This window comes from Luteibacter anthropi, assembly GCF_023699965.1.
Classification (GTDB): Bacteria; Pseudomonadota; Gammaproteobacteria; order Xanthomonadales; family Rhodanobacteraceae; genus Luteibacter; species Luteibacter anthropi.
Genome location: NZ_CP077072.1, coordinates 2458280 through 2475897 on the forward strand (window position 1 = coordinate 2458280; position 17618 = coordinate 2475897).

At 64.5% G+C, this 17618-nt stretch carries 14 protein-coding genes; 5 read left to right on the plus strand and 9 right to left on the minus strand.

Annotation, left to right across the window (positions count from 1 at the left end; genetic code table 11):
* Positions 1-29: 29 nt before the first annotated feature.
* From KR767_RS10775 to KR767_RS10785, 3 genes are all read right to left on the minus strand, one after another.
* Positions 30-1256, minus strand: coding sequence for a M23 family metallopeptidase (locus KR767_RS10775; protein WP_250879104.1), 1227 nt, complete (start codon positions 1254-1256; stop codon positions 30-32).
* Positions 1257-1428: 172 nt separating this feature from the next.
* The gene (locus tag KR767_RS10780; protein ID WP_250879105.1) at positions 1429-2826 is read right to left on the minus strand and encodes a sigma-54-dependent transcriptional regulator; all 1398 of its coding nucleotides are present in this window, start codon (positions 2824-2826) and stop codon (positions 1429-1431) included.
* Positions 2827-2893: 67 nt separating this feature from the next.
* Complete coding sequence (locus KR767_RS10785; RefSeq protein ID WP_166947400.1) at positions 2894-4540, minus strand: sensor histidine kinase; 1647 nt, start codon at positions 4538-4540, stop codon at positions 2894-2896.
* A 285-nt stretch (positions 4541-4825) separates the two neighbouring features.
* Between KR767_RS10785 and sucC the strand changes: the two genes are divergently transcribed.
* Positions 4826-5986 carry an ADP-forming succinate--CoA ligase subunit beta gene (sucC, locus tag KR767_RS10790; protein ID WP_166947401.1) on the plus strand — a complete coding sequence of 387 codons (1161 nt, stop codon included), beginning with the start codon at positions 4826-4828 and terminating at the stop codon, positions 5984-5986.
* Positions 5987-6000: 14 nt separating this feature from the next.
* Positions 6001-6876: a succinate--CoA ligase subunit alpha gene (sucD, locus tag KR767_RS10795; RefSeq protein ID WP_166947402.1), complete on the plus strand. Its 876-nt coding sequence runs from the start codon at positions 6001-6003 to the stop codon at positions 6874-6876.
* A gap of 325 nt (positions 6877-7201) precedes the next feature.
* Here the strand turns inward: sucD and KR767_RS10800 are convergent, their stop codons facing one another.
* From KR767_RS10800 to KR767_RS10820, 5 genes are all read right to left on the minus strand, one after another.
* Positions 7202-8299: a hypothetical protein gene (locus KR767_RS10800; protein WP_486624468.1), complete on the minus strand. Its 1098-nt coding sequence runs from the start codon at positions 8297-8299 to the stop codon at positions 7202-7204.
* Between the two features lie 118 nt (positions 8300-8417).
* Positions 8418-9170, minus strand: a complete 753-nt coding sequence (locus KR767_RS10805) for a L,D-transpeptidase family protein (RefSeq protein WP_250879106.1) — start codon at positions 9168-9170, stop codon at positions 8418-8420.
* Positions 9171-9208: 38 nt separating this feature from the next.
* A complete protein-coding gene (locus KR767_RS10810) occupies positions 9209-10300 on the minus strand; it encodes a dipeptide epimerase (RefSeq protein WP_250879107.1) in 1092 nt (363 codons plus the stop codon).
* Between the two features lie 9 nt (positions 10301-10309).
* Positions 10310-11716, minus strand: coding sequence for a C40 family peptidase (locus KR767_RS10815; RefSeq protein ID WP_250879108.1), 1407 nt, complete (start codon positions 11714-11716; stop codon positions 10310-10312).
* Between the two features lie 13 nt (positions 11717-11729).
* A complete protein-coding gene (locus KR767_RS10820) occupies positions 11730-12878 on the minus strand; it encodes a DUF819 family protein (protein WP_250879109.1) in 1149 nt (382 codons plus the stop codon).
* 188 nt (positions 12879-13066) lie between these two features.
* Here KR767_RS10820 and KR767_RS10825 point away from each other — a divergent pair, with 188 nt between their 5' ends.
* Both KR767_RS10825 and KR767_RS10830 read left to right on the plus strand, forming a co-directional pair.
* The gene (locus KR767_RS10825; RefSeq protein ID WP_425602744.1) at positions 13067-13801 is read left to right on the plus strand and encodes a M15 family metallopeptidase; all 735 of its coding nucleotides are present in this window, start codon (positions 13067-13069) and stop codon (positions 13799-13801) included.
* A gap of 56 nt (positions 13802-13857) precedes the next feature.
* Positions 13858-15474 carry an NAD+ synthase gene (locus tag KR767_RS10830; RefSeq protein ID WP_166947408.1) on the plus strand — a complete coding sequence of 539 codons (1617 nt, stop codon included), beginning with the start codon at positions 13858-13860 and terminating at the stop codon, positions 15472-15474.
* A 271-nt stretch (positions 15475-15745) separates the two neighbouring features.
* Here the strand turns inward: KR767_RS10830 and KR767_RS10835 are convergent, their stop codons facing one another.
* The gene (locus KR767_RS10835; RefSeq protein WP_166947409.1) at positions 15746-16573 is read right to left on the minus strand and encodes an outer membrane protein assembly factor BamD; all 828 of its coding nucleotides are present in this window, start codon (positions 16571-16573) and stop codon (positions 15746-15748) included.
* Between the two features lie 69 nt (positions 16574-16642).
* On the opposite strand from KR767_RS10835, the gene rluD reads away from it, so the two are divergent.
* Positions 16643-17617 (plus strand): 23S rRNA pseudouridine(1911/1915/1917) synthase RluD, encoded by a 975-nt coding sequence (gene rluD, locus KR767_RS10840; RefSeq protein ID WP_250879110.1) that lies wholly within the window; start codon positions 16643-16645, stop codon positions 17615-17617.
* Position 17618 lies beyond the last annotated feature (1 nt).

Here is a 17618-nt window from a genome sequence, read left to right on the forward strand (position 1 = left end):
TTGTAGGAGCGCGCCTTGCGCGCGACCGGTCAATGCGATGGATTGATGATTGTCGCGATAATCGGTCGCGCGCAAGGCGCGCTCCTACAGTCAACGGGGGTGGGGAAGGATACGACTGTGTCGTTCAACGGCAGCTCGTTCTTCGAGTGCCGCACGGGAGCCGGTTTCCATGGATCGCCCATGCCGAACAGCTGCCCCTCACTCTCCGGGCCAAAGCTGTCCAGCGCCTCGAACACATAGGGAATGCCTTCGGATCCCTCGAACGCCATCGCATCGGCAACCTGGAAATGCAGGTGCGGCGCTGCGGAATTCCCCGACTGTCCCAGCGCACCGATCACGTCGCCACGCGCCACATGCTGGCCCGTCTTTACCTTGACGCTACCCTTTTCCAGGTGCGCGTACCCCGCATACCGGCCTTGCCCCAGATCGAGCACCACATAGTTGCCGAACAGCCCGTCGAGCGAGAGCGAGGCCGGTTCCGGCTGCGCCTCCAGCGGCGCATGTTCGTCCTGCCCGTCACGCATGGCCACGACGGTGGCATCGGCGACGGCCAGCACCGGCGCGCCATAGCCATACCAGTCGCTGTGTCGTGTCGCATGAATGTCTTTTACCGGTCGGAACGCACGCCCTTTCTTGTCGATGCCCACCAGATCGAGGGCGTAACGCTGGGGAACGGTGAGCGATCCGTTGACCGCGACAAGGCTGCCCCAGTGATGTGAATGCGCATTGCCGGGTCCTTCGTGGGCCAGCCATTGGCCGCCGCGGACCGGCGGACCCAGCCGGATCGGTGTCGCGCCGCTTAGTGGTGTCGTGATTCCGTCCAGCACGAAGCCGGCCGGACCGGCGAAAGCGACGCGATGTTTCAATGTGTGCGGACTGCTGCCTTCGGGCAGGGTGAGCCACAGGTAGAGAACGCCGCGCTTGCCGGGCTGGATCGTGGGTGGCTGGTTTTCGTCCGGCGAAGGCCGTATCGCGGCGGCAATGCCCGCCTGGTCCAGGTGCAACAGTGCATGCCCCAAGTCATCACTGACATCGATCGCGGTGGGTACGAGCGGCCCCGTATCGCCATAGAAGTTGGTGACGTGCAGCTCGTAGGCCAGATGCATGGCGCCATCGTTGCCGCGGAACGGTGTCGGAGCGAAAGGAATGCGGGCTTCTACCGGTGCTGGCGTCGTCGCGCCGGCCATGCCGGCGAACAGGACACACGCGGCCAACGCGATACGCCATGCAGACACGGCGCGATAGATCGATGTCATGGATGAGCCTCCCCCGGCGTCACCCTAGCCTAGCACTGTAGGAGCGCGCCTTGCGCGCGACCGGTTATCGCGAAAGCGTCCGCGTGGCGTGGCCTTTCGTTGCGCGAAGGGTTCGTGCCAGGGTGCGCCAAAAGCGGTCGCGCGCGAGGCGCGCTCCTACAGGGGAGGGCGGTTAGTCGATGCCCAGCTTTTTCAGCTTGTAGCGGAGGGCCCGGAAGGTGATGCCGAGCTTTTTCGCCGTGGCCGTCTTGTTGTAGCGGGACTCCTCAAGCGCCTTGACGATGGTGTCTCGCTCGATGTTGGAGATGTAGTCCTCCAGCGAGCCATCGGTGACGACGTTGAGCGGTGCGGGCGGCGCGGCCACGGGCGTGGTTTCGGCCGGTGCTGGCGCTGCCGGCGCCGGTACGGTGCGCTGGGGCAGCATCAGGTCGTCGGCTTCGATGGATTCGCCCTCGCACATCGCCATGGCGCGTTCGAGGATGTTTTCCAGCTCGCGCACATTGCCGGGGAACTGGTACGACTCCAGGGCGGCCAGCGCCTCGGGCCTCAGGCGGTTCGGCGTCGTGCCTGCCTCGTTGGCGAGCTGGCGCAGGATGAACTCGGCCAGCCTGGGCACGTCGCCGCGACGCTCGCGCAGCGGCGGCACGCGCAGTTCGATGACGTTGATGCGATAGAACAGGTCCTGGCGGAACAGTCCCTGCTCGACCAGTGCGGCGAGGTTCTTGTGCGTGGCCGACAGGATGCGTACGTCGACGGGAATCTCGTCGCGACCACCGATGGGGCGCACGGCCTTTTCCTGGATGGCGCGCAGCAGCTTCACCTGCATGTGCAGGGGCAGCTCGGCAACCTCGTCGAGGAACAGCGTGCCCCCCTGCGCAGCCTGGAACAAGCCTTCCTTGTCCACATGGGCGCCAGTGAAGCTGCCCTTGCGATGACCGAAGAACTCGCTCTCCATCAGCTCGGATGGAATGGCGCCGCAGTTCACCGGTACGAAGGTGCCGGCCGAACGCGGTCCCAGCTCATGGATCAGGCGGGCCACCAGCTCCTTGCCCACGCCGGATTCCCCGGCGATGTAGACCGGTGCCTGGTTGCGCGCCAGCTTGGCGATCTTCGAGCGCACTTCGGTCATGACCGCCGAGTCGCCGATCAGGCGGTCGGCACCCGGGGCCGGCTTCGCGACGCCCGCTTCGGCCTTGCGCTCTTCGGAGAGCCGAAGGGCCGTGCGCACGAGCCTGCGCAACAGCTGGATATCGACCGGCTTGGAGACGAAGTCGAAGGCGCCGGCCTTCAGCGCGTTGACCGCGGCATCGACGTTGCCGTACGCGGTGATCATCGCCACCGGCATGTCGGGATGGGTGGCCGCGATGAGCTCGATGATTTCCTGGCCACTGCCGTCAGGCAGCCGCATGTCGGTGAAACACAGGTCGTAGCGGCGCGCAGCCAGTGCGCTCCGCGCCTCGGCGACGCTTCCCACGGCGTCGACGTCGAGTTCCATCCGACCGAGGGTGATGGTCAGCAACTCGCGAATGTCCCGCTCGTCGTCGATGACCAGAACGGTCTGCTTGCTCATGGGGTCCGAAAGGTTCGGTGAAGGCGCCCAATGTAACCGCCCCGGCCGTTCAGGCAAAGGGCGAAAGTCACGCCCTGGCCGCCATCAGGGGCATACCGACACTGCGGGCCGGGGGTGTGAGGCTGAGGCGGAAGCAGCTTCCGCCACCTGCAACTCGCACGTATTCGAGTGCAGCCTGGTTGGCTTCACTCATCTGCCGGGCCAGGTACAGGCCAAGCCCGGTGCCGTATTCGTGGGTGGTGAAGAAGGGTTCGAAAATCTGTGCGGCCACCTTCGGTGGGATGCCCGGGCCCCGGTCGATGACCTCCAGCGTCGGCACGCCGGCCTCGGAGTGGCGGGCCACGACCATCACCCGCGCGGCCTCGCCGGGAATGCGACCGTAGCGCAGCGCGTTCTGCACCAGGTTCCAGATGACCTGTTGCAGGTGCTGCGGGTCGGCCACGGCGGCTACCGGCTCACTGCCCGACACGGCGCGCAGGATATCGTTGCCCAGGTCGTTGCCCTGGCGATACTCCGCCACGAAGTGATGCACCCACTTGCTGAGGTCCAGCGTCTCCGGGCGCGAACGCTCGCGGCGGGAAAGTTGCAGGATGTTCTCGATGATCTCGTTGAGCCGCGCGCAATGGTTGTTGATGATCTCGACCATGCGCAGGTCGGTGTCGTTCATGTCGGTGGACTCGGCCAGCAGTTGCGCCGAGTAGTGGATCGCCGCGAGGGGATTGCGGATTTCATGGGCGATCGATGCCGACAGCCGGCCCAGCGAGCTGAGCGTGAGTTCTTCCGCGCGGCGCGACAGCAGCGAGGTGTCGTCGAGAAAGATCAGCACGTGGGAATCGTCGTTCGCGGCCAGGCGCGAGAAGCGGGGCACCACTTCCGGGGTGCCGTCCGCGAGCGTAGTGGCGCTTTCGTCCAGCTTGCCCGAGGTGCGCCAGTGATAGAGCCGTCGTGACAGCTCAGGCGCCAGCGTGCCGAGGTCGCGCTGGTCGGCGGATGGATTGCCCATCAGCATCCAGGCCGATTCGTTGAGCTGGTGGATGCGGTTGCTCTCGTCGACCAGCAGCACGCCGGTCTTCATGCGGCGGATGATCAGCTCGTTGACCTGGGCAAGGTTGGCCAGGTCGATGCCGCGTTGTTCCGCCAGGGCTTCCGAGGCGCGGATATTGCGGCCGAGCATGTAGCACAGCGAGGCGCAGGCGAAGTAGGCCGCGCCGAACAGGCCGTATTCCACCAGTTCGCGATCGGAGGTGTCCCGGGAATCGGCGATGTCGAACACCGAGTGGCCCAGCATGCCCAGGGTGGCCAGCGCGGCGAAGAACATGGACAGGCGCAGGGGCAGCAGCAGGGCGCCCGTGGCGATGTTCACCGCCAGCATCATCGAGATGCCCATGCGCACGTCGTGCATGAGCACCAGGGCCATCAGGGCTGCCACGATGTCCAGGATCAGGCCCGTGGACACCACCAGCACGGGCCGATGCAGCGATTGCCGGGTGCGGGCGACCATGACCAGGGCCGCCAGCAGGTAGGCCATGCCCATCAGGCGGGCCAGCAGCGGATCGGGCAGGGAGGGCCATGCCATGTGCTCCGGACGGAAGGCCAGGGCGGTGTACACCGCCGCCTGCCCGAGCCGGAAGTAGTTGAAAAAGAACAGTTCGTGGCGTGCCGTGGCCGGCGTCGTGCTGGATCGGCTGGGCGTCGGCGGCGCGGGCGTGGACACGGGACGATTCTCTCCGCAGGCGACTCCGAAAGGCCGCAGGTGACAACCAGTATAGGCGCCGGGAACCGCGCGGCAACACGCCCTGCGGCCGGTCCGGCCGGCCCCGGCCAGGCACCATGCGCGGGCGAATGCGGGTCGCGCCCCTTTCCTTCCGGGGCGCCATACAGGAAAATACGCGGCCGTATTGCGTGAAAAAGGCGCAATCGCTCCATCCCCACACCCGTGCGTGTCGTTCGCGGCCGCGCGCTTTTCTCACGTGTTTCTCCCGTTCGCTCGAGGTATCGAATGAATTTCCACGAGTACCAGGCCAAAGAACTGTTCGCGAAGTACGGCATCGCCGTGCCCCCGGGCAAGGTAGCCAACTCGCCCGACGCAGCCGTCGATGCCGCCAAGCACCTCGGCGGTTCCCAGTGGATGGTCAAGGCCCAGATCCACGCCGGTGGCCGTGGCAAGGCCGGTGGCGTCAAGTTCTGCCGCAGCCTGGATGACGTCCGCGCAGCCGCCAAGGGCATGCTCGGCACGAACATGGAAACCTACCAGTCGGCCGGCCGCGCGCTGCCCGTCAACCTGGTTCTGGTGACCGACGCGACCGACATCGCGAAGGAACTCTACCTCTCGATCCTCACCGATCGTGACACCAAGTCGATCTCGTTCATCGCCTCCAAGCACGGCGGCGTGGACATCGAGCAGGTGGCCGCCGAAACGCCGGAAGACATCCACACCTTCCAGGTGGATTTCGTCGAAGGCCTCCAGCCGTACCAGTGCCGCGATCTCGGGTTCAAGATGGACCTGAACCCGAAGCAGGTCGGCCAGCTCGTCAAGATCATGCTTGGCCTGTACAAGCTGTTCAATGAAAAGGATCTTGCGCTGGTCGAGCTCAACCCGCTCGCCATCCTCGAAGACGGCAACCTCGCCGCCCTCGACGGCAAGGTCAACTCCGACGACAACGCCGAGTTCCGTCACCCGGACCTCGCCGCCATGCGCGACCTCACGCAGGAAGACGCCGCCGAAGCGGCCGCCGTCCAGCACAACCTCAACTACGTCACCATGGACGGCACCATTGGTTGCATGGTGAATGGCGCTGGCCTGGCCATGGCCACCATGGACGTCATCAAGCTGGCAGGCGGCGAGCCGGCCAACTTCCTCGACGTCGGCGGCGGCGCCACCAAGGAGCGCGTCTCCGAGGCGTTCAAGCTCATTCTGTCCTCCGACAAGGTGAAGGCCATCCTGGTCAACATCTTCGGCGGCATCGTCCGTTGCGACCTCATCGCCGAGGGCATCATCGCGGCCGTGAAGGAAGTGGGTCTGCAGATCCCCGTGATCGTGCGCCTGCAGGGCACCAACGTCGAGAAGGGCCGCGAACTGCTGGCCAACTCGGGCCTGGCGATCACGCCGGCCGACGATCTCAACGATGCGGCCCGCAAGGCCGTGGCCGCAGCGGCCTGAGGAGCGATAAATCCATGAGCGTCCTGATCAACAAGAACACCAAGGTCCTCGTCCAGGGCTTTACCGGCCAGCAGGGTACCTTCCACGCCGAACAGGCTGTCGACTACGGCACCAAGGTCGTCGGTGGCGTGACCCCGGGCAAGGGCGGTACCGAGCACATCGGCCTGCCGGTCTTCAACACCGTGCGTCACGCCGTCGACCAGACGGGCGCCGATGCCTCGGTCATCTTCGTGCCGCCTCCGTTCGCGGCTGACTCGATCCTCGAAGCCATCGACGGTGGCATCAAGGTCATCGTGGCCATCACCGAAGGCATTCCGGTGCTCGACATGATGCGTGTCAAGAACGTGCTGAAGTCGCACCCGGACGTCGTGCTCGTCGGTCCGAACTGCCCGGGCGTCATCACCCCGGGTGAGTGCAAGATCGGCATCATGCCGGGTCACATCCACAAGCCGGGCAAGGTCGGCATCGTTTCGCGTTCGGGCACCCTGACGTACGAAGCGGTCTTCCAGACCACGAACGAAGGCCTCGGCCAGTCCACCTGCATCGGCATCGGTGGCGACCCGATCAACGGCCTGAACTTCATCGACTGCCTGAAGCTCTTCCAGGACGATCCGCAGACCGAAGGCATCATCATGGTCGGCGAAATCGGTGGCAGCGCCGAAGAAGACGCCGCCGAGTTCATCAGCCAGTACGTCAAGAAGCCGGTCGTGTCGTTCATCGCTGGCGCCTCGGCCCCTCCGGGCAAGCGCATGGGCCATGCCGGTGCGATCATCTCGGGCGGCAAGGGCACGGCGGAAGCCAAGTTCGCCGCGCTGGAGAAGGCAGGCGTCACCACGGTGAAGTCGCCGGCCGACCTCGGCAAGACCCTCGCCGGTCTGATGAAGAAGTAAGAAGCATCGTTCCTTCCGGATCGATCAAAAGCCGCGACCCCCGGGTCGCGGCTTTTTTATGTGCAAACGCGCACCATGCCCTGTAGGAGCGCGCCTGCGCGCGACCGGCCATGAAACGTATACCCCGGTTTCACAGATAGATTTGCCGTGCCTCCGGTCGCGCGCAAGGCGCGCTCCTACAATGGCGAGGCTCCCGAACCTTGCACTATGTCCTGTAGGAGCGCGCCTGCGCGCGACCGGCCATGAAACGTACGCCCCGGTTCCACGGATAGATTTGCCGTGCCTCCGGTCGCGCGCAAGACGCGCTCCTACAGTGGTGGGGTGTTTAGTTGATGACGGCGGGGCCGCGGTCGGCGTGGCCGGTGGATCGTGGTCCCTCGACGATATAGGCCCTCATCCGACGCATGTTTTCGTCCGAATAGGTATAGCAGTTGGCACGGAACGCGGAGGCGGCTGGGTACATGTTGCTTTCGCAGTACCAGGCCCAACGGAAGCCCAGCTTCGCGTTGTCATGGGTGGCGCCGAACAAATGCCCCAATTCGTGGGCCACGATCCGGTAGCGCCCGGTGATGGCGGACAGCGCGGCGTTGCCTTCCTGCCAGGCGATGCCTGTGACACCGGGCTGCGGATCCAGCAGGGTTACCAGCATGAATTTATTGAGATGCGTGTCGTCGAAATCGATGTCTTCGGCCTCTGCCCATGATCGCGCGATATGGGTCCAGTCCTGTAGTGCTCTCGAATGCATGTAAGGAATATTCGTGATGCCTTCGACGAAAGCGTGATAGCTGACATCGAATCGCACGAAGGGCAACGCCGAGCCGATGGCATCGCTGAGCCACCACGCGACGTAGCCTGCATGGACCTGCGCGGGCGTCATGTAGTCCTTGATATCGTCATGGATGAAGATATTGAGCTTTACCGACCGGGATACCACGCCTTCTGGCAGCCCTTCGGAGCGTCTGGAGCGTTGCAGGGGCGCGCCGCCCGGAGTGCCACCACCGACATCGGGAATGACGATGTTTTCGACCCGGGATTCGCCAGCCGAATATCCAGCCACATGCATGCCGTCCTCCTGCGGCTGGCTGATGTCGATGTGCCCGTTCCTGCGGGTGAGAACTACGGGGCTATCGCTATACGTGCCTCGGAAGAGGCGCCCCTGGGACTCATCGGGGAAGCCAATGGAAACGGGAAGTTCGGCGTCGATCGTCAATGCGGCGGACGCTTCCGTGGCGAGATCACGCTTTTCGCGTGCACGCTCCACCGGAAGGTCGAGCGTGAAAGGCAGGCCCGATGCCACGCCGAGGTCGAACGCCGCGACGACATCTTCCGTGCGCAAGGTAGTGCCATGGGCCCAGTTGGAAAAACTCATGCCTGCCATGAGCACCGCAGCCAGTGTCGGTATTTTCTTCGCCATGATCGTCACGCGTTGCTCCATCGTCCTGTTGGAAGCCCTTCACTCTAGAGCGAGGTGCGTGTCCGTGAATGCGTGTTTTACAGGCAAGGCGACAGGACGACAGGAATATCGGCGCAGCCCGTGGCGCTCAGGGCGGCGGAAGCTTCCAGGCATCGCGAAGACGCATGTACTCGGCCCTGGGAAGCAGGACGAAGACGGGATTCGCCTTTGGATCGAGCCATGCGAGCAGGCGCTCCATCGTTGCGTCCGTCATCGCCGTACAGCCGGCTGTGGTCGAGTCGGACGCGCGCCAGAGATGGGCGAAGATGCAGCTGCCACCGCCCGGACGATTTCCAGGATTGTTCTCGATGACAAAGCCCAGTCGGTACAAGCGGTCGCCATTCAGATGAAGATCACGGCGCATCGGTTCGGTCGATCCTGCGACCGCCGCCTTGCCGACCGTATCTGTGTCCACGAGCTGGTTGTAGTAAGGCGACCCATCGACATCTACGCAGTAATCCGTAGCGGTGAGGCCTGTATACGGCATCGCAGTGCGTTGCGACGCCGCGTAGCCGAAGGCCTTGCCGATATGGAACACGCCTGCCGGGCTGCGGTTGTCTTCCTCGTGCTTTTGCGGGCCGTCCTGAGGCAATGGATGAAGGCCGGTTCCCCACGCGCTTCCGTTCTTGCCGATCACGACATCCGCTGCCGAGCCTTCCTCCTTCCACGAGGACCCGCTGCGGACGTAGGTGCGCAGCGTGCCATGGTTGGCCTGCCAGCCGTCGGTGGTCACCACGATCATCTGCCGGGCGTCGGCCCAGTGATGTGGCGCTCCGGTCGGCAGCACGGCAGAAGACCACGCGAACACGGCGACGTAGGACAGCAGGACGGCTATGCGCATGATGATTCCTGGTGAAACCCATGGCGACATGGGTAGTGTCAGAGCGGTTCAAGACCCTGGATGCCCCGTATACCTAGTCCGGGCTCATCCGCGATGCTGATCTGCGCAGCGTCGAAGAGAGTGCTGCTGTCCACCGGATCGAAAGCGCATAGCGCTGGCACATCGAGGTCGATCTTAGTGATGACGTCGGCCCTGGCTGTCGCCACATGAGCGGCAGCAGCAACACCGATACCCGATTCGAGCATGCAGCCCATCATGCATTCCATGCCGTGCTCGCCGGCGATGTCGGCGATGCGAAGCGCAGCAGAGATGCCACCGGCTTTCATCAGCTTGATGTTCACGATGTCGGCGGCCCGCATGTGGATCAGCTCCAGCACATCCCTGGGGCCGAAAACGCTCTCGTCCGCCATGACCGGCGTATGCACACGCTCCGTGATGTAGCGCATGCCTTCCAGGTCATGTGCTTTCACCGGCTGTTCGAGTAGCTCCGGGTGGATGCCCTTGTTTTCCAGCGCATGCAGCACGCGCACCGCATCCCTTGCCGTCCAGCCCTGGTTGGCGTCCAGCCGCAGCGTTGCGCGGCCCTGTACGGCGTCGTGGATAGCCCGGATGCGGTCGAGATCCGTGCCGATCTCCTTGCCGACCTTGATCTTCAGCGAGGGGAAGCCGTTTTCAACGGCCGCGAGTGCATCGGCAACCATCTTGTCGATGCCATCGACGCTGATGGTGATATCGGTGGTCATTACAACGGGGCTGCCGCCCAGGAGCCGGTAAAGCGGCGCGTCATGCAACTGCCCCCATAGATCGTGCACGGCCATCTCCAGTGCAGCCTTTGCACTGGTGTTGTGCGTCATCGCCTGCTGGATGCTTCGTGTGATCCGGTTGAGATCGGCGATGTCCATGCCGATCAGTCGCGGGCCGATATGGTGCCGTATGGCGTCGATGATCGACGCATGGGTGTCGCCGGTGATTACGGCGGTGGCAGGCGCGCTCCCGTAGCCCGTACGACCCTCATCGGTATGCACGGTGACCACGACGTCTTCGACATGATCGACCTGGCGCAAGGCCGTCTTGAAGGGCGTCTTCAAAGGAGCGCGGAGCATGCCGAGGCGGATATCGGTGATCTTCATGGTGAGCCGTCAGTGCGCTGCCGGCCGGATGCGCACGATGCTGGTCATGCGGTCGACGAAACTCTGGGTATCGTTGAACATCAAGGGCAGCAGCGGTGTCACGGCAACTTCATTCAACGTGATGCCGCGCATGGCTCCATCGGCCTGCCGGTAGGCGATGCCGCCGACGTCGTGGATCACATAGGGCTCGCCGTTGATCCGGCCGATCACCATCATGACGTGACCGGGGATGTAGACCAGGTCGCCGACGTCCAGTGCGGCGATGGCCTTGCTTCGCACCTCGCGGGAATCCTTGTCGGTATACACGGTGTGGTCCAGGCCGGGGCTGATGCTCTGGTCCCCGGTATTGCGGGGCATCTGCACACCCATGCTGCGATAGACATCGGAAACGAACCCGCTGCAATCGCGACCATTGAAGGCATGGCCCCAGCCGTAACGCTCGCCGAGGAAGCGGAAAGCCTGGCGCACGATGTTGGCGCGGGTCAGCGGGAGATAATCCGGCGCCGAGTCTTCGGTGCGTTGAAGCAGAGCGGGGTGGAACGACAGTGAACCATCGGAGCCGCGTACCGGAAGGCTGAGCACCCAGGATGTGTAGGGGCTCTGGCCGTTCACAGGCTGGTCGGCCGGTGCCTTCGTATCCAGCGGAACACGCGTACCCATGTCGAGCTGAAGCTCGGACAGGGCGGGCATGTCGGGCGTGTAAACCGTGCGTGGCTTGGCGCCGGTCACTATGCGGTATGGGGTGGCGTCTGCATGGGCAAAGACGTCGGTCGACGTCCCCGTCGCGATATCCGCGGCGTGCACCCAGGCCGCATAACGCGCGCTCACCACGAAATGCCATAGTCCGTCGCGACTGGTATGCACGATGACGAGCGGATCTCCTGGAAAGAGCGCGCTTTCCTGGAAGCGATCAATATCCGTGTCGTCAGGGTGGCTGAACACGCGAAGGTCGGTGGGGTAGCCCCGCAGTGCCGTGCGTCGTACCGCCATGCCATAACGAAGCGTTGTGGTTTCGGGGATGTGGTCCAGCGCCGCGTTGGCGAGAATGTCATCGATAGCGCTGGCCGTGACAGGCCTGCCGACGCTGTCGAACAACGGTTTCTCGGGGCGCTTCGTGAGCTTTGCTATCCAGCCGCTCACGGTTGCCCGCGGCAGCGTGGGCGACAGATGCCGGATGTCGTGCATGGAAGGGTCGAGCCGGACGATACGTTCGTTCAAGGCGGCAATGGCCGTGCTATCCAGGATGACATCGTCCGGGCGGGCCAGTGTGCCGATCCAGAAACCCGGTGTCAGTTGGGCCTCACCGATGCCGGGAACCCCCGAGGGCGGTATGGCGGCATCCGTTGCATAGGCAGGCAGGGTGCCTGCGACGGCGAGTGCAACGGCAAATAGTGTGCGACGCATGATGCGATTCATGTCCCGATCCCTGTCACGAGGCCAGTGACGACAGCACGGAGGCGACGACGAGGCCAAAGCCCGTGCCAAGGATATATCCCAGCAAGGCCAGCAGGATGCCCACCGGTACCAGCGAGCGCGAATAAGTGGCGGCAAGTACCGGCGTCGCTGCCACGCCGCCGATGTGGGCCAGTGACGAGATGCCGCAAAGATACAGGTCGAAATGGAACAATCGCGCGAAGAGGCACAGCAGGATCGCGTGCAGTACGATGACCGTGACGCCGCAAAGAAGATAAAGCGGCGCGGCAGCGATGCCGGCAAAACTGCTTTGCGAGGCGAGCACCGCCACGACGGAAATAAGCAAGGCGCTTGAGATTGCTTGCGCGCCAGGAAGCCGGGTCAGCGGCGTATGTGCGGCCACCAGGCCGGCAATCGTAGCGATGAGAATGGTCCATGTCGTGGCCGAAATCATGCTGCCGACAGGCAACCGTGCGCCCATCAGCGAAGACAGCGCGGCCACCCCCAGAGCCAGCCCCAGCCACAGCAGCACGCTGTCCCCTGTGGCGGGTGCGCGCGGCGCGGTATCGGCTACCACGAGGCCTGCGCTGGACGTGGCACGCGTCCAGCGGTTGAAGGCGGGGGCCAGTCGCGCCACGGCAAACAGCACCACGACCCACATCGAATAACACAGCGCATCGGTGAGCAGGGTCGTGGCAAGCGCTGCGTCGGACATGCCAATGGCCTGCTTTACCGCAATCATGTTTGCCGTGCCGCCGACCCAGCTCCCGGACAGCGATGCCAACGGCATCCAGCCATCGCCTGGCATCCAGTGGCGGAACAGCAGGTACGCGGCAACGAAGGCGATGAACAGGCTTGCCGACGTGCATACGAAGACACCGAGCACGCGCGGGCCCAGCGCGAAGATCGCCCGCAGGTCGCAGTTGATCATCAGCAGGAAGAGCAGGGCGGGCACCAGTCGTGCGACGAGCATGTCCTGCGCGCCATGTATCTCGGGCGACGCGCTCCATACCCCGGCGACGGACAGCGCTGTGACGGTGAGATAGGTGAGCACGATGGGCGGAAGGACGTTGAACACCTTCCAGCCGTACCGACGTTCGATGGCGGGCCAGAAGCCCGCTGCGAGCAGCATGACGGCCAGATAAGGCCATACCGACTGGATCACGCGCCCCTCCCGGGATGTGGCCACGCCCCCAGCATACCCCCTCCAGCCCCGACTGTAGGAGCGCGCCTCGCGCGCGACCGCCACGCATCTATTGCACCCGTCCCACGACACCCCATCCCCGCCACATTGCCGACAAGAAACGAATGACGTAGCGTCTCTCGCACGCCTCCGGCTGCACAGGCCTACCGATGCGCTTCGCAGACACATTTCCGGTTTCGCCGCACACGGCCACGAAACACGTGCACCTCATCGGTGCCGCATGCCTTTTCCTGACGGCTAGCCTTCCGGTGGCGGCCCATTCGCCAACCGATGCGCCAGATGCCGGCCTCACCGATATCCGCACCCTCGTCCCCGATATCGCCGAAGACATCCGCTACGCAGGCAGCGACAATTTCACCGGTGCGGTGGTCGATGGCTACCGTGCACCCAAATGCCTCCTTCGTACCGCCGCGGCGAAGGCGCTGGCTTCGGTGGAAGCGGACCTGCGCCGCCAGGGCTACCGCCTGAAACTCTGGGACTGCTATCGCCCCGCACGGGCGGTGGCGGCTTTCGTGCGCTGGGCAGGTGAGCCCGAGGACGGTCGCACGAAGGCAGCGCACTACCCGGCACTCGACAAACGCCAGCTGCTCGGTGAATACATCGCGCCGGTATCGGGTCACAGCAAGGGCGCCACAATGGACCTGACCCTCATGCGCTGCGAGTCCGGCCACTGCACGCCGCTGGACATGGGTACGCCGTTCGACTTCTTCGATCCGCGTGCACATACCGATGCCCCGGGCATCACGCCGGCACAGCGGGCCAACCGGCAACGGCTGCTGCGGGCGATGTCGGCTCATGGCTTCGTGAACTACGCCGCGGAGTGGTGGCATTACACCCTGCCGCCGGCGGCCTCGCAGGCTGCCATGGACGTGCCGGTGGAATAGTCCCGGGGCGCGACGGGAGTATCATGGCGCGATCCCCGAGACCGTACGGATTCTCCATGTCCACCCTTCGTTTTGCCCTGGCCCAGTACGATTTCCCGGTCGGCGCCACCGCCGGCAACGCACTGAAGGTCAAGGCCCTGGCCGAGGAGGCACGCGACCGCCTCGGCGCCTCGCTGGTCGCCTTTCCCGAACTCACCCTGTCCGGCTATCCGCCCGAAGACCTGCTCCAGCGCCCCAGCTTCCTCGAAGCCTGCACGCGCGAGCTGCAAACCCTGGCGCCGGGCATCAACGGCATATCAGCCGTCGTCGGCCACCCGGACACACGGGGTGAGGTGTTCAACGCCGCCTCGCTCATCCGCGAAGGCAAGGTCGAATGGACGTATCACAAGCAGGCGCTGCCCAATTACACGGTGTTCGACGAGAAGCGCTACTTCCGTCATGGCGAAGCGACCCGTGTCTTCACCATCGAAGGCGTGCGCGTGGGCATGCTGGTGTGCGAAGACATCTGGGAGGCCGAGCCGGCCGCTCATGCGGCGCAGGCCGGTGCCGAGCTGATTCTGGTCATCAACGCATCACCCTACGATCATCGCCAGGCCGCAACCCGCGAGGCGCTGCTGCGCCAGCGTGCCACCGACAACGGTGTGGCCATTGCCTACGTGAACCTCGTGGGAGGCCAGGACGACCTGCTTTTCGACGGACATTCGCTGCTGGTGCAGCCCGATGGCGAGATCGTCGCGCGGGCACCGTCGTTTGAGGAAATGCTGCTCACCGTCGAATACGACAGCGACACGCGTCGCCTCACGGCCGTCGACTGGCCGGCCACGGACACGCGTGACGCCGAAGCCATCATGTATGCCGGCCTCGTCCGTGGCGTGCGCGACTACGTGGGCAAGAACCACTTCTCCGGCGTGCTCCTGGGCCTGTCGGGCGGTATCGACTCCGCCTTGACCCTCGCCATCGCGGTCGATGCGCTGGGCAAGGACAAGGTCACGGCGGTGATGATGCCCACCGAATACACCTCCGACCTGTCGCTGCGCGAGGCCAAGGCCCAGGCGGAGCACCTGGGTGTCGAATACCACGTGCTGCCGATCGAAGGCATCTACGAGGCGTTCACCGGCGCGCTGGCTCCGGTATTTGCCGGTCGCGACCCGGACATCACGGAGGAAAACCTGCAATCGCGCACGCGCGGCGTGCTGCTGATGGCCATGTCGAACAAGACCGGCCGCCTGCTGCTGTCCACCGGCAACAAGAGCGAGATGGCGGTGGGCTACGCCACGCTCTACGGTGACATGTGCGGCGCCTATGCGCCGCTGAAGGATCTCTACAAGACCGTGGTCTACCGCCTGTCGCGCTGGCGCGCGGCCATCGACGGCGCCATTCCCGAGGTGGTGATCGATCGTCCGCCGTCGGCCGAGCTGCGGCACGACCAGGTGGATCAGGATTCCCTGCCGCCCTATGACGAGCTCGATGCCATCCTCGAGATGTTCATCGAGGGCGAGGCTTCGGCCGAGGACATCATCGCGGCCGGCTACGACGATGCCACGGTGCGCCGGGTCATCCGCATGGTGTTCGTGAACGAGTTCAAGCGCCGCCAGGCGGCTCCGGGGCCGCGCGTCACCACCAAGGCCTTCGGCCGCGAACGGCGCTACCCAATCACCTCAGGCTGGCGCTGACCCGGTCGCGCGCCGACGCGCTTCTGCAAGGGCTTTGGGGCGACCTACCCCGCCTGCCGTCGTTCCAGCGAACGCTGGAATCCAGCGCGGGGCAGTGGGTTGTCGCGAGGGAATTACCTACGCCAAAGCCGATACGGCGGCCCTTGCCATGCTGGGAAACCGAGGCGCTGGGTTCCTGTTTTCACAGGAACGACGAGCGGGAGGTTGTCGTTCCATCGATGATTTTGCAGTGAGCATAAAAAAAGCCGGCTTTCGCCGGCTTTTTTTCGGATCAATGGTGACCCGAGAACGGGATCGCCTTGCGCCACGTCGAAGGGTGGTGCGGCCAGGTCGGATCGGTGAGATACGGGTGGTCTGGGTAGTTCAGGGCCAGCACCGAGCGGGTCTGGTCGGCCAGCGGCTTGCGATCGAGCGCGAGGTAGCTGCGGGTGAGGATCGCCAGGGCGTCGGCCGTTTCCGGCGACTGCTGGTAGTGCTCGATCACGTACTGAGAGCGGTTGGCCGAGGCGATGTACGACTTGGTCCGCAGGTAGTACTCGGCCACGTTGATCTCGAAGCGGGCCAGCTGGTTGCGCAGGAAGATCATGCGCTGGCGGGCGTCCGTGGCGTACGAGCTGTTCGGATAACGGCGGGTCAGCTGGCTGAAATCGTCGAAGGCCGTGAGGTTGTAGCCCTGGTCGCGACGGGTCGCGGCGCTCTCTCCGCGCTGGAAATAACGCTCGATGAAGCCGCTCGTGCGATCAAAATTGATCAGACCCCGCAGATAGTAGGCATAATCTGCATGCTTATGGGTCGGAAACGTCTTGATGAAGCGGTTGATCGTCGAGTACGCGTCGTCCGGCTTGTTGTCCTTGTACTGCGCGTAGGCGAGCTCAATCTGAGACTGCTCGTTGATGTCACCAGACGGGAAGCGGGCGATCAGGCGCTGGTAGGCCTTGGTCGCGGCGGCGTAGTCAGAGTGCTCTAGCGAATCGTGGGCAGTGGCGTACAGCCGGTCGACCGGCATGGTGTCGATCGTTTCCTTCTTGCTGCGGAACATCGAGCAGGCGCTCATCGACAGGGCGAGGACGAGCAAAATGATGATCTTGGTTGCACGCATTGAGAGAGTTCGGATGCTTGAGCGAATGGGCATGATAGCCGAAACCGGCCCCCGGCCGGGTGAGGGCCTATGAGGACGTTACGACACGAAGCCACGGTGCCCCTGACGGCGGCCGGACGGCGTTTCGACCAGTCACTGGCCGAGATGTTCCCCGATTATTCCCGATCCAGGCTCACGGCGTGGGTCAAGGAGGGCAAAGTGTTGCTGGACGGGGCCCCCGTGGCTCCCCGGCACCTGCTGCGGGGCGGCGAAACGGTGGTGCTGGAGGCCGAGCTGGCCCCCGAGGTAGACGCCCAGCCGGAGGACATCGCCCTGAACATCGTTCATGAGGACGATGACCTGATGGTGGTCGACAAGCCCGTGGGACTGGTGGTCCACCCCGGTGCCGGCAATCCGGCGGGCACCATGCTGAACGCGCTGCTGCACCATGCGCCGAGCCTGGCCGAACTGCCCCGAGCGGGCATCGTCCATCGTCTGGACAAGGACACCGCCGGCCTCATGGTGGTGGCCAAGTCCATCGCGGCGCAGACGGCGCTGGTGGGCATGCTGTCCCGCCATGACGTCCATCGACAGTACGAGGCCGTGGTGCTGGGCACGATGGTGGCCGGCGGCACGGTGGACGAGGCTATCGGCCGCCACCAGCACGATCGCCTGAAGCAGGGCGTTCGCGATGTGGAAATGGGCGGCAAGGAAGCGGTCACGCACTACAGGGTCCGTGAGCGTTTTCGTGCCCATAGCGTCATCCAGTGCAATCTGGAGACCGGGCGTACCCACCAGATCCGCGTCCACATGGCCCATATCGGCCATCCGCTGGTGGGCGACCAGCTCTACGGCAACGGCCTGCGCCTTCCGCGTGGCGCCAGCCAGGAACTGATCGACTCCCTGCGTGGCTTCCGCCGCCAGGCACTGCACGCCGAGAAGCTAGCCTTCGAGCACCCGATCACCGGTGAATACCTGGAGTTCAACTCGCCCCGTCCGGCCGACCAGGAGGAACTGATCGAGGCCCTGCGTGCCGATACGGTGCTGAACCCCATCGAGGACTGAC